This window comes from Veillonella sp. CHU740 (genome assembly GCF_003992055.1).
Classification (GTDB): domain Bacteria; phylum Bacillota; class Negativicutes; order Veillonellales; family Veillonellaceae; genus F0422.
On sequence record NZ_RQVD01000007.1, the window covers coordinates 47130 to 67955 of the forward strand.

Annotated in this window: 18 protein-coding genes and 5 tRNA genes; 3 read left to right on the plus strand and 20 right to left on the minus strand. The window is 40.8% G+C overall.

Translation table 11 applies throughout. From position 1 onward, the window contains the following. Positions 1-313: 313 nt before the first annotated feature. The 18 genes from EO115_RS05170 to fusA all read right to left on the minus strand — a co-directional run bounded on the left by EO115_RS05170 (position 314) and on the right by fusA (position 14037). On the minus strand, positions 314-1759 hold the full coding sequence (locus EO115_RS05170; RefSeq protein WP_126937918.1) for an LPO_1073/Vpar_1526 family protein: 1446 nt from the start codon (positions 1757-1759) through the stop codon (positions 314-316). A 101-nt stretch (positions 1760-1860) separates the two neighbouring features. Then, a tRNA-Val gene (locus tag EO115_RS05175) sits at positions 1861-1936 on the minus strand. Between the two features lie 3 nt (positions 1937-1939). Then, positions 1940-2014: transfer RNA gene (locus EO115_RS05180), tRNA-Glu, on the minus strand. Between the two features lie 12 nt (positions 2015-2026). After that, a tRNA-Lys gene (locus EO115_RS05185) sits at positions 2027-2102 on the minus strand. A 27-nt stretch (positions 2103-2129) separates the two neighbouring features. After that, positions 2130-2205: transfer RNA gene (locus EO115_RS05190), tRNA-Asn, on the minus strand. 10 nt (positions 2206-2215) lie between these two features. Beyond that, positions 2216-2290, minus strand: a tRNA-Gly gene (locus EO115_RS05195). Positions 2291-2603: 313 nt separating this feature from the next. Further along, the gene (locus EO115_RS05200) at positions 2604-2927 is read right to left on the minus strand and encodes a nucleotidyltransferase family protein (protein WP_126937919.1); all 324 of its coding nucleotides are present in this window, start codon (positions 2925-2927) and stop codon (positions 2604-2606) included. A gap of 43 nt (positions 2928-2970) precedes the next feature. After that, the gene (locus EO115_RS05205) at positions 2971-4035 is read right to left on the minus strand and encodes a nicotinate-nucleotide--dimethylbenzimidazole phosphoribosyltransferase (protein WP_126937920.1); all 1065 of its coding nucleotides are present in this window, start codon (positions 4033-4035) and stop codon (positions 2971-2973) included. After that, entirely contained in the window at positions 4028-5074 is a 1047-nt protein-coding gene (cobT, locus tag EO115_RS05210; protein ID WP_126937921.1) for a nicotinate-nucleotide--dimethylbenzimidazole phosphoribosyltransferase, read from the minus strand. The genes EO115_RS05205 and cobT overlap by 8 nt, the downstream gene beginning before the upstream one ends. 261 nt (positions 5075-5335) lie before the next feature. Beyond that, on the minus strand, positions 5336-5605 hold the full coding sequence (locus EO115_RS05215) for a type II toxin-antitoxin system RelE/ParE family toxin (protein ID WP_126937922.1): 270 nt from the start codon (positions 5603-5605) through the stop codon (positions 5336-5338). Next, positions 5605-5832, minus strand: coding sequence for a type II toxin-antitoxin system RelB family antitoxin (gene relB, locus EO115_RS05220; protein ID WP_126937923.1), 228 nt, complete (start codon positions 5830-5832; stop codon positions 5605-5607). Before relB ends, EO115_RS05215 begins: the two co-directional genes overlap by 1 nt. A 255-nt stretch (positions 5833-6087) precedes the next feature. Beyond that, a complete protein-coding gene (locus EO115_RS05225; protein ID WP_126937924.1) occupies positions 6088-7431 on the minus strand; it encodes an MATE family efflux transporter in 1344 nt (447 codons plus the stop codon). After that, positions 7428-7841, minus strand: coding sequence for a hypothetical protein (locus EO115_RS05230; protein ID WP_126937925.1), 414 nt, complete (start codon positions 7839-7841; stop codon positions 7428-7430). Before EO115_RS05230 ends, EO115_RS05225 begins: the two co-directional genes overlap by 4 nt. A gap of 214 nt (positions 7842-8055) precedes the next feature. Then, positions 8056-8937, minus strand: a complete 882-nt coding sequence (locus tag EO115_RS05235) for a prephenate dehydrogenase/arogenate dehydrogenase family protein (RefSeq protein WP_126937926.1) — start codon at positions 8935-8937, stop codon at positions 8056-8058. Between the two features lie 324 nt (positions 8938-9261). Then, positions 9262-10167: a DMT family transporter gene (locus tag EO115_RS05240; RefSeq protein WP_126937927.1), complete on the minus strand. Its 906-nt coding sequence runs from the start codon at positions 10165-10167 to the stop codon at positions 9262-9264. Positions 10168-10174: 7 nt separating this feature from the next. After that, positions 10175-11083, minus strand: coding sequence for a DMT family transporter (locus EO115_RS05245; protein WP_126937928.1), 909 nt, complete (start codon positions 11081-11083; stop codon positions 10175-10177). An 11-nt stretch (positions 11084-11094) separates the two neighbouring features. Next, on the minus strand, positions 11095-11568 hold the full coding sequence (locus tag EO115_RS05250; protein ID WP_164724058.1) for a YhcH/YjgK/YiaL family protein: 474 nt from the start codon (positions 11566-11568) through the stop codon (positions 11095-11097). A 399-nt stretch (positions 11569-11967) separates the two neighbouring features. Continuing rightward, positions 11968-14037 (minus strand): elongation factor G, encoded by a 2070-nt coding sequence (gene fusA / locus EO115_RS05255; protein WP_126937930.1) that lies wholly within the window; start codon positions 14035-14037, stop codon positions 11968-11970. A gap of 257 nt (positions 14038-14294) precedes the next feature. Between fusA and EO115_RS05260 the strand changes: the two genes are divergently transcribed. Then, positions 14295-15656, plus strand: coding sequence for an amino acid permease (locus tag EO115_RS05260; protein WP_126937931.1), 1362 nt, complete (start codon positions 14295-14297; stop codon positions 15654-15656). A 273-nt stretch (positions 15657-15929) separates the two neighbouring features. After that, entirely contained in the window at positions 15930-16865 is a 936-nt protein-coding gene (locus EO115_RS05265) for a 50S ribosomal protein L11 methyltransferase (RefSeq protein ID WP_164724059.1), read from the plus strand. A gap of 233 nt (positions 16866-17098) precedes the next feature. Here the strand turns inward: EO115_RS05265 and EO115_RS05270 are convergent, their stop codons facing one another. Continuing rightward, positions 17099-18070 carry an ATP-binding protein gene (locus EO115_RS05270; RefSeq protein WP_126937933.1) on the minus strand — a complete coding sequence of 324 codons (972 nt, stop codon included), beginning with the start codon at positions 18068-18070 and terminating at the stop codon, positions 17099-17101. 253 nt (positions 18071-18323) lie between these two features. After that, the gene (locus EO115_RS05275) at positions 18324-19274 is read right to left on the minus strand and encodes an RluA family pseudouridine synthase (RefSeq protein ID WP_240628958.1); all 951 of its coding nucleotides are present in this window, start codon (positions 19272-19274) and stop codon (positions 18324-18326) included. 376 nt (positions 19275-19650) lie between these two features. On the opposite strand from EO115_RS05275, the gene EO115_RS08395 reads away from it, so the two are divergent. Then, positions 19651-20496: a phospholipase D-like domain-containing protein gene (locus EO115_RS08395; RefSeq protein WP_164724060.1), complete on the plus strand. Its 846-nt coding sequence runs from the start codon at positions 19651-19653 to the stop codon at positions 20494-20496. Positions 20497-20826 lie beyond the last annotated feature (330 nt).

Genomic DNA, 20826 nt, shown 5'->3' on the forward strand with positions numbered 1-20826 from the left:
TAAAACACTAGAGTTTTATAGAGTTTTTCCATAACAAAATCGCATAAAACTTCAAATTGTTGAATTATAATTCCGCTATTTGTACACTTTTATGAAGAGAAGATGAAGAAATATAAAACTCTTCATCTTCTCTTCATGTTACTTCGTTTTACCCCCCCTATTTATTAATAAAACTTATGATAATTATAAGAAAAACAGTTGAATACGTTGACAATTACAACCACTTTTACAATCACATTGATAATAAAAAAATTCACCCAACCAGACCTCATATCTGTATTGGGTGAACCTGTTTTACTGTATCATTTTGTCATTAGCTAAACCACGGAGAGATGTCAAAGTCCTCGTGGATAGTTGCCTTCACCATGCTACGTCCTAGATATAATCCTAACAAGGTTAGGTTCAAGCGGCACAATGGTAGTCGATTGTAGGTTTTGCAGAAATCAAGCAAGACTGGAGAGATGTATTCAAGCACCTCATCGAAGGAGATATTTTCCCAATCAAAGGCTTTGCTGCAAGCCAATTTTGTCAATTCCTGTTGTGTACCTTGATCGGTGATCCCTGCTCGTTGGTATAGCCCCGGCAACATCTGCTCATCTACAGCACACAATTTTAACAACGGAGAGTTAAAACTCGGCACCGTGATGGATGTTCGTACTGGTGTATTTTGCATCACATACTCCAGCTCTTCATAGGTAAAGCCACGATATTCAAACATAAGAGGATAGGAGCTTCTTAAAATTTGATCAAATCGTACTTCTCCTGTCGAGGATGTACAACGCAAGTACTCTAATTGTTGGTACATATCTTCTTGCATCGGCAAATCGCTGATTAATGGCTCTATATATTTTGTTACATAATGGCGGAAATTATCCAATGAATAGTTATTAGAGTTTTTGGAATATTGGACAATTAAAGCGATTCCCAAGGCTTGTAAGTGCCCTTTTTGCAAATTTACCAAGCTTTTCAATGCATCTACTGCCACCAAGTATAATGCACTAGATTGTGGCTGTTTCACCACATCATAGAAAGCATCAGACAATACATCTCGCATCCACTCTGTCGGTGTGGTTACGTAGGCTTTTTGCACTTGTAATAGCACCTCTTGTACAGAAATATATTCTAAAACCCCTTTTAGTTCTTCTTCAGAGTCTATGTTCAACTGCGTGAATACATGTTCTGTAATGTATCTTGCTTTCTCTTCCGAGTTAGGATTCAGGATACCAAAGGCAGCTGCATATTGAGCCACTGCTGTATCCACGATGGACATAGATGATACGGGTGCAGCCTCTTCGTTCGCTACCTCTATCTCTAGTTCTTCTTGCACAAGGTCTTCTGTAATTTTTGGCATGATTCGCGTCGCATCATCTGCCTCTTCTAATGGTTGCTCGCTAACGGCACGCACCAACTCTTTGGATACGACCCCTTGCGATTCGTTCCAATCTGTCACATCTGCTGTTGCCAATGGCAATGTGTGATCACTAGGATCTGACTCCGCCCATACAGCATCCACATCTGCATCTGCTTTCACTAGTTCCTCTTCTAGACCGTCCTCCTCACGTTGTGTATAAGGATTCTGAAAGTTCCGTCTAATTTGGTCATAGTATTCATCATGCTCACGAGTTTGCCGTTTACGAGGCTTCTGTTTACTTTTACCATCCCGGAACAAAAAGTAACAACATAGTAAAAATAACACTATCATCCCTAAAATTACTATATAGGGCGTATATCGTAATGAAAGTTCTATTAATCCATCCATAGCGATTCCTCCGATTCATAAATCTATGTATATTGTTTTATTATAACACATTGTATTTGGAGAACACAAAAAAAGGAACTATCCGAAGATAGTTCCTAGTGTGGTGGACGATGACAGGATCGAACTGCCGACATCCTGCTTGTAAGGCAGGCGCTCTCCCAGCTGAGCTAATCGTCCATATGGTGACCCGTGGGGGAATCGAACCCCCGATACCGCCGTGAAAGGGCGGTGTCTTAACCGCTTGACCAACGGGCCATGTTGTGTAAGTGGTGACCCACCCGCGACTCGAACGCGGGACACCCTGATTAAAAGTCAGGTGCTCTGCCAACTGAGCTAGTGGGTCATGATAGTGTACTAACCGAAAGTAAGTTGGCTCCTCGAGTAGGACTCGAACCTACGACCGATCGGTTAACAGCCGATTGCTCTACCTGCTGAGCTATCGAGGAATGAACAAACTGGAGCGGAAAACGAGATTCGAACTCGCGACCCCCGCCTTGGCAAGGCGGTGCTCTACCGCTGAGCTATTTCCGCATGTATGCAATCCTTGTTTCTTCTTTGTTGCGACTGCTCACTTATAATACCAAAATCTATTATTATTTGTCAACAACTTTTTAAAATTATTTTTGAGCTGATTGTATCATGCAATGAACCCACAGTATATACAACTGTCTCATAACTTCAGTTGTTGGCATACATCTCCCCTAAAACACACAAAAGGACTGCAAGAAAATAGTCCACAAATAAAATAGAGAAAAGTTGATCAAAAAGTATCAACCTTTCTCTACATTTTATCATTTATATACTTTTTACAGATGCATCTAGTCTATCTATTAACTCCAATACATCAACTAATATATCTTTGTTCTTCATAGATATCACCATACACATGAATCATATCTCGCATCAAATTATCACGAAAGCGCTTAGTTAAGGTATTTCCATCAGTAATCAGGTCTACGTCCATTCCCAAAACATCTTTCAATGTTTCTAAGAGTCCGCCAACTTCAAATAAAGTAAGATTATCATTATGAAACACCACAAACAAATCTAAATCGCTCGTTTCTTTAGCTTCACCACGAGCATAGGACCCAAATATATAAGCTGATTTTACATGATACTTTTCTAGTACTGGAGTAATCACATTACGAATCTCATTAAATGTTTTCATAACAATACCTCCTTTTCTACATTATATCATATCTCGCTAGCTTTTACCGCCCATCTTGGCGTTCTGACCCTGGTCCATCGACGGCTACGTTCACGCTAGCTTCGCCAAATGTTTTCATATCATTTAGCATATGCATGCCCGCATCCAGAACGGATAACCCCATGGTAGAGCCCAAGGCTTCATCCATTTCAAACCCATAGAACAAATGTGGCTGAATACCTAAGTATTTCATTTGCGCTGTTTGCACCGGTTCTCCCATATGAACAGATGGGAATACGTAATCCATGACCGCTCCATTGATGCATTTTGCAGCTAATACAGCTGCTCCTGTTTCTGCTGTGTCGAAGACCACTGCCATACGATGGCTGGCCGCCCCCAGGATGAGTCCTGTTAAGACCACCACGTCTGGAGAGCCTACGGTGGCTAATACATGCACACCATCTTGGCTAGGCAATTGATGTTCTGCCAAACTTGCCGTCAACTGTTTTGCCTTTTCTTGAATGCTCAAGGTACAATTATTCTCTGCCAATAACTCTGCCATCGGATATCCTGTAATTCCTGCTGTGACTGCCAACGCTGAAAGTAAACTTCTTTCACCGACAGTACCGATACCGATAGTCTGGTAGCCTTTTTCACTCAATTCATCCGCTAAGGCAAAGCCCACTTCTAGACCTTGTTCTACAATGTCAGGTGTCAATGCCGCATGCATGCGGAAAAATTTAGACCCTCTAGCTAATTTATGTTGGCGCACACCTTCAATGTTATTGGTATCTAATTCTAAGCCTGCATCCACCAAGAATACATCTGCCCCGATTTTCTTCGCAGCTCCATGAGTTGCGGAGTGACCAGATGCTAACCGTTCCATGGCTTTCAAACTTTCTACACCATGTGTTTGGTTTTGTGGTCCATCTACAGCGATATCAGCTCCTACGATAACAACAGCATGACGAAGATTGTTAGGTTTTTCCTCTTTCAGAATCCCTGCCATACGTTCTGTAATACCTTCTAAGCGCGCCAAGGAATACAATGGTTTTGTTAAGTTGTCGATGCGCAAACGGCATTCCTCCATGGACGGTTTGTGCAATGGTTCGATGACAAAATTACGCATGGTGCTCACCTCCTGCAACTTCGTGGAACATATCCACGGCTAAGTTCAACATTTGCATTTGCATAGATCCGCCAGTGGCCTCACCCAAGCAGAATCCAAGATCTACATAGGCTTCGAGGCCCAATGTTTTCAGTGCATCTTTGTGAGCTTTTTCAGCAGACAAATGGGATGCCATCACGTAATCCATGGTGTGCGGATTCATAGCATGCGCAATAAGGGCGCAAGCGGTCGTATTGAATCCGTCGATGACCACCAACGCATGATTCGCCGCCGCCCCTAGGATGACACCGACTAGGCAAGCGAACTCCAAGCCCCCTACGGCCGATAAAATGCCCAATCCATCTGTGGTTGGAATATCTGCATATTTTAAGAGAGCATCGTAAACGACCTTTTGTTTTACTTTCAATCGTTCGTCTGAAATATTCGTGCCTCGTCCCGTTGCTTCATCCGCTGAAAGTCCAGAGAACTTTGCTGTAATAACCGCACTAGACGTAGTATTACCGATACCCATTTCGCCCACTAGAAAGGTGTTAAAACCTTCTTTCACATTTTCTTCTACGAAAGCAATACCCACCTCAACGGCTTCAATGGCTTTCTCCATAGGCATAGCCGGTTCTTCTAACATGTTATTCGTACCATTCGGCATTACCTTGCGGTGGTGTAGACCTGGCACAGCAGACATATCCGCCGCCACCCCTACGTCGATCACCTCAATTTGGGCGCCACAATAATTCGCCAACGCATTGGCTGCCGCTCCTTTAGGAATCAAATAGTTCATGGTCATATGCACCGTTACCTCTTGTGGGTAGGCGCTGACACCGATTTTTGCCACACCGTGGTCACCAGAGGCGATGATCATACAAGGCTTAGGAGCCGTTGGATTCGGTTGATTCGTCGCCGCTGCATAATGCTCTACCATTGTCGCTAACTTACCATACGAACCATATGGAGTCCCCTTACTCCACTGTTCCTCAATTGCTCGTTCAATCTCTTTATTCCGTGGCACAATGCGCGCCAACGTACTTTCATATAAACTCATACGTCCTCCTATGTGAAACCCATCATAAGAATACAAAAAAGCATAGCCCTAGACTATGCCAAGATGATTCCATTATAAAGTATTTTTTGATCAGTTTCAATTTTTATATTCTTATTATATACACTGAAAGCCCCAATATATGTTTTAAAAACTGCCCTTCGTGAAAGTTTTTAAAACATATATTGGGGCTTCTCATACAATAATACTGACGAAGATATAAAAATTGAAACAGACCGGGGAAAATAGGGTGGGGAAAAGATGTTACTTATTTTTATATACCTCACGTCTATGTGCTACTTCTACTATAAAAATAGTAACTTCTTTGTCATTAATTTCGGCAAACAGTCGATAATCACCTACTCTATATCGCCATACTCCAGAAAGATTTCCTGTTAGCATTTTTCCGTGGATTCTAGGATCTAATGTACCTACTAAATATTTCAAAACCCAATGTTTTATCATCCTTGCTATGGATTGGTCTAACTTTTTAATTTGCTTTATAGCATGTTCTGAAAATTTAACTGAAAACACTAGATACCAAGCTCCTTCCAAACCTCTTCATGATCGTAAACTTTTTCATTATGAAGGTCTCGTCTTGCCTTTAAAATGCGTTCCTCATTAATTTGTAATTCATCCTCAATCGTATCTAGCACTAGATTACGAATAAAGGAAGATACATTTAAGTTATTAGCAGCAACATACGCTTGAATCATTTGACTCTCATCTTCAGATAAACATAAAGAAATAGTAGTCGCCATAAATCTCCCTCCTTTTTGTAATACATGTAATACATTACTTACATTATATCATATATAAATTACCCGTCAAGAAAACCACTCCGGGGCTCAAAATCACTTTCTTTCCCCATAGGTCGCCCACTGCTCAGAACGGTTTAAATTCTATTAGACAATTTATTATAAAGAAGTCCGCATACATTCCGTAAAAACTTTCACGCAGGGCAGTTTTCTAGGAATGTGTGCGGACTTTTCTCACATACTTTTACATTATGGAATTTAAACCGATATGAGCGACCGACCTCTCCATTTGTTTGACTGCCACCTCCACACAAATATAAGTGCTCGTATGATCTCATCAATAGCCATAGCTACCCATACACCAACTAATCCCCAACCAAGGACGATGCCAAAGTAGTACGATAAGGTTACCGCAAAGATCCACATACCAAAGACACCTACAAACACTGGGATACGAATATCTCCCGCTGCTTGCAAACACTGTACCAACACAATGTTAGCACCACGGCCAATTTCCAAGAATATTTCAATAAATAATACATCTTTTGCCAACTGAATAATCTCTTGATTATCCGTCACAAGACCCATCACTGGTTCACAAGCGAAGTAAAAGAACGTACTCAATCCCACACCAATAGAAACACCTGCCGCTGTGGTCATCCATACTCGACGCGACACTTCTTCTTCTCGTTTTGCCCCCATGAGAAATCCCACCACAATTTGTGCTGCATTGGCCAACGCAATGGTATACATGTAACAGAAGGTAGCAATGATATATACATACACCTTCGTAGTAATCACTACTAGCCCCATGAGGTTCACCATTTTCATGATGACTGTTTGTGACAGTTGGTATGACAAGGTTTCCCCTCCAGATGGTACGGAAATAAACAGCAATTGTCGTAGCGTTTCCCAACGGAATGGGCGAAGATAGTCTACTTTCATACGGGCTGTCAACAAAGATTGATGGCACCAGATAATAAGACCTAAACCCAATGCCTTGCTAATGACTGTCGACAAGGATACCCCTAATACCCCCATGCTTGGAATTGGTCCCCAGCCGTAGATGAGGGCGTAGTTCAAGATAATATGAACCACGTTCATAACAAGGGCAATCCACATGGCAATACGAGGCATGGAGTGCCCCCTAAACATAGCTACATAGGTTGTGTAGATACCTGTAATAGGAATACTAGCCGCCACAATATTCAAATAGAGTGTGGTTTCTTCCATAATCTCCGGCGGTACGCCAAGCCATTCACAGAGCGTTTGATGAAAGATAATAACCACAGCCCCTGCGATAGCGCTGAACAGCGTATGAAAGACAACGCTAATAGTATATACTTCATCAATTTTATCTGGTCGTTTCGCCCCTAAGTATTGGGCGATCAAAATGGTTGTGGCTGTACTCATCACAATGAGCAAAAACAAGATAACGTTAATAATCTGGTTCGCATTGGCTACGGCTGCCACCGCTGTTTCTGCATAATGACTGAGCATGAATTGGTCTACATTCCCCAGTAGCATTTGCAAAAATAATTCTATAAAGATAGGGATACTCAGTGCCCCTACCGACAAGGATATATCTTTTGTTACTTTCATAATGATTCGTCCTTTTCTAAAGCTCCATTTAATACGAGAGATTCCCAACTAGCCACTAGGCGATATCTCGCTTCTGCTTCGGCTTCTTCCCAATGAGCCCCATCTGGGAACCATTCACTGGGAACCTTACCAGATTTAGTAAAGTTCAACGTATATCCCATAGAACGAACTTCTTTGGCTGCCCACCAGGCACCGATGCGATCATGACTATCTAAATATACTATATCTAATCCAGTAGAAGAAATCCAGGACACAATTTCACTCCAATACTCACTAGGAATTACACTAGCAGCTAATGTTTCTTGTAACGCCTGCTCAGCGACGCCTAATGGATTCTCCACCCCTGGCCCTTCTGTAGTTTGTACTTCCTCTAGCACTTGATCCACAATGGTTTGCGCTACTTCCATCATACTATTGCTCCTTTCTATCTATCCACTCTATATACTCTTCCCCCCATAAGGCAAGGCATCTAGAACCGTTCTAAAAGACTCCCCTATGGGCATTATATACTATGCTACCTTATACTGCTTCTCCTAATTGCATATACTTCTATTATATCACAGACTGTATATTGATTATATGAGTCAATATGCATTCTCCATACAATCATCTCTACGCTATCTATCACTGTTTATCGATAGTCAAGCTTGGTAAGCGATCTCGTATCTGTTTCGCTCGCTCCAGATACTGCCCCAAACTATCTCCATTGTCATTAGCATGGAGCAACTGTTTTACAGTAGCTAGTTCTTGCTCTACGTGCTCAATGGCTTTCAACACATTCATACGATTTCCGTAGATAATTTCTTGCCACATACTAGGCAGGCCACTAGCCGTTCTCGTACTATCTCGCAAGCCACCAGCAGATAAACTCATCCGTTTGTCCCCCAGTTCATCTCCACCTGCTGTAGTAATCATAATCGACGCCAACATATGTGGCATATGACTCACCATGGCCAAATATTTATCATGGTGCTCCATCTCCACATATTCAATACGAGACCCCACAGCACGACCCATGTCAGCTAACTCCCGTGCCACTGTAGCATCATAGGCTGATTGTGCCTCATCCTCTAGGACAATCCACCCCATTTTCTGAAACAAATCTTGGTGGGCTTCTGCATAGCCACCTTTTTCAGAGCCCGCCATAGGATGAATGGATACAAAATGAACGCCTTCTGGAATATGTGCGTACACGGTACTAGCAAACTCATCTTTCGCACTGGATACATCTGTCACCACTTGCCCCGGACGAAATAAATGGGCCACTTCTTCAAATAGGCGACCATTCGTTTCTGGAGGCAAGGCAAACACAACGATATCTGCACCCGTAATAATAGGTTCCACCATTGTGAAAGCTTGCGATACACAGCCTTCGGCTAGAGCCACATCACAAATCTCTTGGCGCCGAGCGTAACCGATGACATCATATGTTGTATATGCTCGTAATGCTTTTGCTAAAGATGCCCCTAGCAACCCTAACCCTATAATGCCCACTGTTCGTGTCATCGAATCCCTCCTACTCCTCACCTTGAGGATATGTATCCATGCAGATAATCAAATGCTCCTTAGCTACGACTAGTCTATTAGATCCGTATAAGCACCCGTCATAGATATAGTCTATTATTCTATATTTACTAGTTCTACCATGATTTTCTTATGCGGTCAACCTTTCATTATATTGAAAGTAACTATCTTTAGCTAGAAAGTATTATCTCCATTTAAAACAAATAGCATGCCATACGGTTAGAACCCACATAGCATGCTATAAAAATATATTAGTTTTGTACAGCTGTAAAGCGCTGACGAATGAATGGTGTATCATAGAATTATTTACGATTCTGCAGCTCGACGCTTATCCCACGCCAACAGAAAAATAGTAACAATGATCAGGGTCATCCCTATCATATCCCACTGAGAAAATTGATTCCCCAGCACCAACCATGCCAATACAGCTGCCGATATGGGTTCAATGGATGACAGGATCGAGCCCGTCACAGCCCCCACACGACGCACTCCTTCTAGATACGCATTAAAGGAGACTACCGTACCAAAGATAATAATACTCCAAAATCCACCATGGGCCCATAGATCCCAAACGATTCCCTCTGCACTCGGTTGGGTTACTATCCACGCAAACACGCCACCAATCAGCATTCCAAAGCCTACAATAGGAGCTGTACCATATTTCTTCAACAATGGTACAGGTTGTACTGTATAAATGCCAACTGCTACGGCTGAGGTGAGACCCCAGAATAATAAGGTGTCATCTAAAGCTGCCAGATTCCACTCTCCTTGTAGGGCAATGATCGCCGTTCCCACTGTAGCTAGTACTACACTGACTACTTCTGCCCCCCTTGGCAACGTTAGACGTGTAATAGAGATGTATAAAATAATCAATGCAGGACCTACATATTGCAGCACCGTAGCAATTCCCGCTCCTGCATACGCAATGGCCTTGAAATAGGTATATTGGCACAACCACATACCTAACACGCCAAATATGATGAGCCGTATCGTATCTTTTGTATGAGTAAACACTTTAAAAATAGACGCTCTACCTTGCCAAAATGCAGCGAGTACCGTAATGGCTCCAGCTAAGGTCAGTCGCATGGCGACTACCCATTCCGCAGGCATATTCCTCTCTTGCTGCACAAATTGTGAGCACATCCCAGAAAATCCCCAAAGGACAGCGCCTATTACGATATACAACATGCCTTTCAGTATATATGAATTCATAACTCCTCTAATCACTTTCAGTATGACGATTGGCATCGAAAGCAAGCATAAAAATAGTAATAATAATAAGAATAAATCCTATAATATCATAACTTGTAAAATGATTATCTAATATAGTCCAACCCAACAATGCTGCAGAAATTGGTTCTACAGAAGACAAGATAGAGCCCCGAACAGCTCCTATCCGCTGTACCCCTTCATGGTAGGCATTGAAAGAAACTACTGCGCCTAAAAAAACAAGGCTAAAAAAAGCTAACCATGTCCATAGATCCCATATACTTTCAGTGTTATCTAAATCAAAAACACCACAACCTACTAGACCACCAATGACCATGGCAAATCCTACGATCGGCATGGTTCCATAGGTACGAAGAATCCGATTGGGCTGATAGCTATAAATCGCTACAGCCACAGCCGAAATAAGCCCCCAAAACACGATAGTACTTTGCATCTGACTCGCATCCCAATGCCCTTGCAAAGCGATACATACAATCCCCAACGTTGCCAAGATGACACTGAGCATTTCTATCCATCGAGGCCATTTTACATATCGCAGACTCACATAGATAATAATAAATGATGGCCCTAAATATTGGAGTACTGTCGCAATACCGGCCCCCGCATAATAAATCGATTTAAAATAAGAATATTGGCATAAGCCTATACCGAATACAGCAAAGATGACAAGATCCAATACATCTCGCTTGCAACGCCATACATTGAAAATATCTTTACCTTTTTGTGAATAAGCCAAGCCTAAAGTGATAACCCCTGCCAGTAAAAGCCGAATGGGAACTAACCACTCTGCCCGTACATGTCGAAACTGTTGCAAAAACTGTGAGCACATACCGGAAAAGCCCCATAGTATGCCCCCTAAAATTGTAAGCCCTACACCTTCCATCATATAGCGGTTCATATATATTCTCCTTAGTCTCTAAGTAAGCTTTTATGAATTTTGACTACCACTTTACGAATCTGTTGTACCTCATGAGGTGCAATCAAGGTTCGATGTAATTCTCCTGGATAAAAAATACAATAATCCCCTGGACGAACATCAATCGTTACTGTCCCTCCTTGAGTTGGATCATAGAAATAACAATCCTTGTCATCATAGGCCTCCACTACATCTGGTGCCATTTGACGAATGAGGACTTCCATCTGTTCTTCCCCCATTACAAGAAATTGCACATCCATGTAATCCTTATGTCCCTCAATCTTTGTTTCCTCATACACACGTGTATTCACAATATCTACATTGGCATACATTAAATCCCCTTCAATGGGATAGCGTCCCCTTATGAAAGTCGTAAAATCATGAGATTTTAAAAACTCCAACGCCCGTTCCACCGCCTTAGGATAGTGAAACTGTTTATAATCTATAGCTATACTTTGATATATCATGGCAGACTCCTTTATCATCACTCCATGCATCGCGTACATTTCTATGGCACTAACACATGAATCGTATCTATCTACTTTAACTATACTAGCATAGATATATAAGGTCAAACACAATTTCTGAGAAGCCCAGAAAGAGATGCGCCCAACAACACGTCGTTGACTCTTCAACTACTATTATACTACAAAATTACTCGAATCGTGAACATTCATCCTTGAGGAACGCCGTTTCGAGTAGCAGCCTTGTGGCGTCCCTTACTGACTAAATCACGCAAACGCAAGAAGACCGCAACATGTTCCTGAACAAACCTACCGTAGGATCAGTTTGAGAAGGAATATGTTGCGGTCTTCCCTTTTCCCTAATTAGCTACACGAATGCCACAGGCTGCATAGCAAAACAAGTTACGACTCTTCGTGCCCATCAAATCCCGCTATAATCGTTTCAGCCTGTTTATGCGGCACTTCTTCGTATCCACTAAATTCTATGTTAAACACACCTTGTCCTTGTGTCATGGAACGCAACACTGTTACATAGTCCAACATTTCCACCAATGGAACTTGAGCTTTCACCACAGTGATACCTTCACGCACACCTTGGTCCATACCGAGTACACGACCACGACGGCTATTCAAATCACCCATGATATCGCCCATAAATTCTTCTGGACCGATGACATTCACATTATACACTGGTTCTAGCAAAATTGGTTTTGCATCCGGTACGCCTTTTTTCAAAGCTTGAGCTGCCGCCATTTTAAAAGCCAATTCCGAGGAATCCACTGTGTGATACGAACCATCTATTAATGTTACTTGCACCCCAATCATTGGGTACCCTGCCAGTAATCCTTTTTCCAAGGTTTCACGAACACCTTTTTCCACAGCTGGAATGTATTGACGAGGCACTGCACCACCAAAGATTTTATCGACAAACTCAAATTCCCCTTCATATAGAGGCGCAATACTCAATTTTACATGACCATATTGACCATGACCACCACTTTGCTTTTTATGTTTACCTTCTACTTCCACGGTACCACGAATCGTTTCACGATATGGAATATAAGGAGTTTCTAATTTCGCGCGGACCCCATATTTACGTTCCATTTTTTGTAAAATATGTTCTAAATGGACATCGCCCATACAACGTACTTGCATTTGGCGCCCTTCTACATCTTTTACCACTTCGCACGTAGGATCTTCTTCTGAAATCCGTCCAAGAGCATTCGCTAATTTTTCTTCTTCCCCTTTTTTCTCAGGTACCATAGCTATGCGGTATAACGGTTGTGGGAATCGGATTGGTGCATATTGTACTTTAAATTCAGCGGTACCAAAAGTATCTCCTGTTTTCGTTTCTACTAATTTAGGAATGACCACGATGTCACCGGCTTTTGCCACTTCTACTGGTACTTGTTGTTTACCAATCAAAGTGACCATTTTGCCCCATTTTTCTTCTACATCACGAGTTACATTGTACAGCTTGTCGCCTACTTTTAATTCACCAGAGAAGACACGAACAAAACTTTGTTTGCCTGCAAATGGGTCTAAAATTGTTTTAAATACGAACCCTGTAAACGGTTTATCTGCCACCACGATATGCTCCTCTTGGGAATCCACACCGATAGCAGTCATCACTTTTTTCGTTGCATCTGGCATGTAGCGAATCATACGATCTAGTACTTGGTCCATACCGATACGGCCCAAAGCCGTACCACACATCACAGGACACACACGACCTGTCAACATACCTTCTCGCAACCCTTGGCGAATTTCTTCCAATGTTAATTCTTCGCCTTCTAAATATTTTTCTAATAATGTATCGTTACCTTCTGCTGCCGCTTCTACCGTCATTTCACGAATTTCTTCTACTTTTGCAGACAATTCAGCAGGTACGTCCACTTCTGTCATCTTCCCATTTTCATAGACATAGGCTGTCCGCTTCGCCACATCTACTACACCTTTGAAAGTAGGTCCTTCACCAATAGGGATTTGCAATGGCATAATCGCCTTTCCAAAAAGCTCGCGCATCTTTTCTAAGGTGCCAAAGAAATCCGCTTTTTCACTGTCCATTTTATTGATGAAAGCCATGCGAGGCATTTGCAGTTCTACCCCATACTCCCAAGCACGGATGGTATCGATTTCTACGCCTGTACCAGCAGATAATACCATGAGCATACCGTCTGCTGCACGCAAAGCAGACCGTACTTCCCCATGGAACTCAGAATAACCTGGAGTGTCAATAAAATTAATTTTATGGCCTTTCCATTCACAAGGTGCCATACCTAATTGGATCGTCACATTCCGTTTGATTTCTTCTGGTTCAAAGTCCATAATATGTTTATTATCTTGTCCTTTGCCTACAAAGTCTACAGCACCACAAGACAATAGCAATGCCTCTACTAATGCTGTTTTACCCGCCCCATCATGGGAGACCACCGCCACGTTTCTGATTAAATCACTAGTATATTCTTTCATGAACATCGTCCTCCTTTACAGCCGAAAACAGTCTATTGTTTAAGTAATTCTACACAAACAAGAAAATTCCTTTTAAAAATCGCAAGATATTCATGCAAATTACGCATATATCTAAATGTATATGGTTGAAAAATTATTTTCGTGCATACTCCGTTACTTCTCTACTAAGCTAAATTTTTACTAGGTAAATTCTATAGTTTATGGTATTCTAATAGATATATCATTTCAGAACATATATGGGAAGGGAGTTATATAGTATGAAAGACAATGAATCAAAGACGTCATTGCATCGTGGGCTGAAAAGTCGACACATGCAAATGATTGCCTTAGGCGCCTCTGTGGGGACAGGCCTCTTCTACGGATCCGCCCCAACAATCCAATTAGTAGGACCCGGTGTTATTTTCTCCTATTTATTAACTGGTATCTTTATTTTCTTTTTAATGCGTATGCTAGGAGAAATGTCAGTTCGTGAACCTGTGTCTGGCTCTTTTACTTATTTTGCCAGCAAATATTGGTCTTCGTTTGCAGGCTATTTATCAGGTTGGAATTACTGGATCGTATACATGCTGGCCAGCATGGCAGAACTCGCTGCGATTTCAGTGTACTTAGATTTCTGGTTGCCAGGCATTCCGCACTGGATTACTACACTGGCTTGTATTACATTGGTCACTATGATTAATCTCATTAATGTTCGTGCCTATGGGGAAGTGGAGTTCTTTGCTTCTTTGATTAAAGTAGTGGCCATCATCGCCATGATTGCCTTTGGTGCATACCTCATCTTCTTTGGAGATATGGGGTCATTCCCACACAACTTTTCTAATCTTTGGATTCATGGTGGATTGTTCCCAAATGGAGCCTATGGATTCATCGCCTCTATTGCTGTAGTTATGTTCTCCTTTGGTGGCGTTGAATTGATTGGTATCACTGCAGGAGAAGCAGAACATCCTGAAAAAACATTGCCAAAAGCGATTAATGAATTATTAGCTCGTATCCTGATCTTCTATGTAGGTACGATGACTGTCATCATGGCATTATCTCCATGGAATGAACTAGGCACACAAGCGAGCCCATTTGTTCAAATCTTTACCAACATCGGTATTCCAGCCGCAGCTCATATCTTGAACTTCGTTGTTGTGGTCGCGGCCTTATCTGTATACAATAGCTTGCTCTACAGTAATTCTCGTATTTTGCACAGCATGGCATTGTCTGGTGATGCTCCAAAAATCTTCAAGAACTTAACAGCTACAGGGGTGCCATTGATTGCTACTTTGTTCTGTGCTGCCTTAGCCTTGATCGTTGTATTCTTAACATACATCTTCCCAAGCGCTAGTGACGTGTTCTTGCAATTGTTGGCTATCATCGTAGCAGGCCTTATCATTGCATGGTTCATCATTCCAGTGACACATCTTAAATTCCGCAAACGTTTTGCTCGCGAAGGTCGCCTTGATGAATTGAAGTTCAAATCTATCTTGTATCCATTCACAAACTACTTCTGCTTTGCGTTCATCGCTATGGCAGTAGGCGTAATGTTGACCATGGATTCCATGCGCACATCCATCTACATCATACCAGTATGGATTGGCGCTCTATACATTGCGTATAAACTTAAGAAAAAATAATATATGAACGCTAAAAAGGATAGCTGAGATTTGCTCGGCTATCCTTTTTATTATGTCATTTCAATGGAAATTTTTGCACTTTTTGCAAGTGAAATTTTCTTCAATGGAAAAAATCGCTATTTTTGCAAATGAAAGTAGCCCCTACACAATTTGGCTAAGCCCTTTCAGATGTGATACTATACTAGTAATTAATATATAACCGCTTATGATTACGATTACGTTATGTGTATGTTATATTACACTACATGTCTGTTATATTTACGAGGTACCACAATGGCTTGGCTTGAAATTACATTGACCACGACGCACGAAGCGTCTGAACTTATCACGGATACTCTGCTTGCTCTAGGAGCGGAAGGTGTCTACACAGAAGATCCTTACGAATTTGACCAACTCACAGACGATGGGTTTGGCATTATCAAACCAGAGCGTGAAGAACTCTACGATTCCTCGGATGTCACGGTGAAAGCTTATATAGATTCCGACCTATATGAGGTTGACCAACTAGCGGCGCTCATAAAAAGTGAGATCCAGCAGTTACAAAGTACTTTCACCATGGAGTTTGGCCCCCTTGATCTATCCATCCACATAGCAGACGAATCAGGCTGGGACGATTGGAAAACACAGTATCCCCCTATCCCTATGACTGACAATCTTACTATTATTCCAGATTGGTCCGATTATAGTCCTCGTGATAGGGAGCACCTCATTCGCATCGAACCTGGCATCGCCTTTGGCACTGGCGATCATCCTACCACACGATTGGCAATCCAAGCGATGGCACAACATCTCACGCCTGACAGTACAGTCTTTGACGTAGGGACGGGTTCTGGTATTATCGCATTATCCGCAGGTGCCCTTGGCGCTAAATCCGTCACAGCTTTTGACCTAGATGAAACAGCCACAACGAATGCTCGTAACCATGTGGCAATGAATCAATTGCAATCTGTTGTGAATGTACAAACAAATAATTTATTAGAAGGCGTGACGGAAACAGCCTCTCTCATCGTAGCTAATATTATTACCCCTATCTTGCTACGTTTACTAGACGATGCGTATCGATGCTTAGAACCTAATGGAATATTCATCATGAGCGGCATCCAAGAAGGGGAAGAACAAGAACTCATCAACGCTGCTACAACTATTGGTTTTGTAAATATATCCACTACCTCTGAAAATGGTTGGATCTGCATCACCTGTCGTAAATAATGGTTTGTACTATGGTCATCTCATACAATAGAAAACTGACAAGTAGTATATCATGTAGAAAACTAACTGCGATATAGGCACTAAACATAATACAAAAAAGCACGATTCTAACATTTGCGCACACAAAAAACGCGATTTCAAGCACGATTTTAGTTTTCGTGCTTTTTCGCGTTTTTTATATCGTAGTTAGCATTAGATTAGGTTCAGTTAGATTAGATTAGCCTAGCCACCGTTTATCCACGGATTTTATACTGTACCGCTCTGCCTTGGCCTACTTGTTCAATATACTTCTCTTTCAATAATTCATGAATATGCTTTAATACTTTTGATTTACTATATGTTGTGATTTCAACTAAAGTTTTAGTCGTAATATACCCTTTTGTAATCCAATCGTATATCTCTAAAGCAGTATCGCTTACTCCTTCTAAAGACTGACGTAGCACTGGTAAAATAACCTCTATGGAGCTATCTGTAATTGTAAAGCTCGGCTTAGTTTTGCTTGTATGATAAGACCGAATAATCCTTTGTACACCTGTTCCATAGCGTTCAATTAGATGTAATCTAAAAAATACATCCCCCACAATAGGATTTTTTAGTTCTGATATACTGGCCTCCAAATAGTCCTTTTCCGTCAATCCTGGTGGCAACACACCTGGTGACACGATACGAATATACTCATCATACATCGAAATCTGAATATGCCGTTGACTATCCCAATCACGATGTACCAACGCATTCGCTACAGCCTCACGAAAGGCAACCTTTGGAATCCGTTCAATACGCTTACGGTAAAATCCTTGAATCTCTTCATACTCATAATATTGTTCAAATATCTTCAAAGCCTCTTGATGTTGCTTTAAAATAGATTCATGCTCATACTGATATCGATTCAAAATGATATTTTCAGTTTCCCCAAACCTAGCTATATCAATCCCTGTGAATTGATTCACATCAGCTAATAGCGCTCCTGCATTCGTAAATCCATCCTTTAGGTCATATAGATCTAAGGTAATTAGTAAATCTTCTGAAAGTGCAGAAATGCCCATTTCTTCTTGGCAGTATCTTTCAAGAATAGAAAATTCCAAATTTTGTACTTGACTAGATAAGGCATCAAAAGTAGTATTTGACCCTAACTTATCTGTTTTTAAAAAAGTTTTATTCTTACCAACTTCTTGCTTATATTCTAAATCTATGGATTCTCTCATGATACTCACCTCATGTTTAGTATATCAAAAAAACACAAAAAAAGCACGATTCTAACATTTGCGCACACAAAAAACGCGATTTCAAGCACGATTTTAGTTTTCGTGCTTTTTCGCGTTTTTTATATCGTAGTTAGCATTAGATTAGGTTCAGTTAGATTAGATTAGCCTAGCCACCGTTTATCCACGGATTTTATACTGCACCGCTCTGCTTTGGCCTACTGATAGTAACTACAGCTATAACCATACAAAGCTATTACACTTCTATTACTATTTGCCGCCCTGTGCGCATGTGATAACACACTAGCCGATAGGCTCTTAAAGCAAAAGTCTTTTCTGGGACTTCTGCCAGTACTTGTATTGGCTCTTTCGCTGTATTTTCCGAATCTTTTTGTACACTTGTATGCACTTGTGTAGTATCCATCCCCAAAGTGCCATGCTTATATTCCACCGCTTGCGCATCTGCATACAACGGATCATGTACCAACGGATGCCCTATGTGTGCCATGGTCACTCGAATTTGGTGGGTCTTGCCCGTCCATAATCGAATGCGCACTTCTGTTGTATCTTGGCTTGCATCATAGGATAGAACTTCGTATTCCGTTTTGGTCATCACACCCTCTGGGTGTACCTCTTGGTGGATTCCATCTGCACTTTTGCGGATAGGTAGTTCTAGTACCTCATGAGCTTGTGCCAATCGACCTTGTACCGTCGCTCGGTACCATTTTTCCAATCGGTTATCATCCATCTGCAGTTGGTAAAAATGTTGTGCCAAACCATGCTTGGCTACTACCACCAAGCCCGATGTATCTCGATCCAACCGATTTAGGAATCGTACTTTTCCGTAAATTTTATGTATTTTAAAATAATGAGCTACTCCATTCGCTAAGGATACTTGCCCTTTTGAGTTCATCGTGATACCCGATGGCTTATCTACAATAAGAATATCTTCATCTTCATAAGCAATAACTAATGACATCTCGATTGGATCGTGATCGATGCGTTCTTTTAGAGGAATCATTTCTAATACCATTCCCTCTGAAAGTCCCGATTTCGCCGTACACAGTTGCCCCTCTAATCGGACAGAATTTGCCCCGAAGAGTTCCTTCATTGTTTTACGTGGGAATTGATGGATATCTAACCATTCCCCTAACGTCGGTGCTGTTGAGTTTTCAATTGTATATGTTAACGTTCGTTTGTCTTTCATATAGTTTCCAATTCATCCTAGTTTTTGCTGTCTAAGTCATCTTCCAATACGTATCTTATTTTTAGACTCTATTTGCTTTATGTATCCACGCTTTCAGAAAAATAAAGCAAACTCTTTTTTGCTTTTTTTGCTCTCTCTCTGCTTTTCTATCTATATTTTACCATATCTAACCCTATAAAACGTCTCTTATATTTATCTTTTACAAACTATGCAATCCTATATACAAAGAAGAGAAAAACGTATGGCGCATAAATCCACGAGACATTCTAATTGTAGTGATTTCTCCGACGGTGTCACAAATTTACTTTTACAGGTAAAAATGGTATCCTATGATTACTTTATAAAATTATTTTGTTGAAAAAGTCAGGAGAAAGTAATGGGATTGTTTTCAAAAAATAAAGGTTCCCTTTTTATTCGCTGTACTCATTGTGGGTATACTACAAAAGTTACAAAAGAATTATTCGCAAAAATTTTAGGTGCCGCAACAGTTGGTTTTGGATTTAAAGCCTGGGTAGGTTTTCTATTTGCAGGTACAGGATTTGCCATGGCCATTTGTATAGCTATTCTTGCCGGTGGTGTAGCTATGATGGCATATGCTAAAACTATTGTAGAGTGGCTTAACAAGCGCTATTCTTGTCCTCAATGTAGTAATAAGTCCTGGGACACATATGAAGAAAGCGAATTAGAGCTATTAGATCAAAAAGAACAAGAAGAAGACATGAAAGAATTCTTCGGTGGGGAAGATACTGTTGTCTATTTCGACGAAAAAATACGTGTTGCTTTTGAAGCCGGTATAAAGCATGCTCAATCAGAAATAGCTATCGCCGTACCTTTTATCAACAAAAGCATTATTTCTGAAAAAATTACACTGAAAGAGACCTTACAAAGTTTAATAGTAGATGCACTAAAAAGAAATGTAAAAGTGAAAATTTTATATGGAATGAAAAAGAATACCAGTGATGACCCCGCTCTGCAACAAGCACGTCAAGATATGAAAAGCTTTTTTGCTGAACTTCGACATTTGAGTAAGAACCTAAAAATTAAAGAAGGTAATGTTCACTCTAAAGTTGTTATATATGATAAAAAATATATGTTAACAGGTAGCTTTAATTACCTTAGTTTTGGCGGTAAATATGATAAAAATACAAGAAAAGAAGCTACCAACGCACATTATGAACAAAAAAGAATTAAACCATTCTATGAAGAATATTTTAACTTTTAATAGTTAAGTCATGAACTTTCGTTAGTATCCTATAAACATCCACAAAAAATACTACTTACGCCGTAGCATTATGAGGTAATCTATGAATCTCAAAACATCTATTGATTGAATCGATAGCATCGCAAAATAACACGTATCACATAAGCTATTGCACATGTAATACTATGATAATAATTACCTGTAACGGTTGACACGTATATGAATTTTTCTACGTTTGCAAAAAATTATAGGCCACACAAATACACTGATACTAAGCATGCAAAACCTATATACTTCTATCTAAAATATGAATATAATTTCAATTGACATCTTTTTACTAGGGTTATAAAA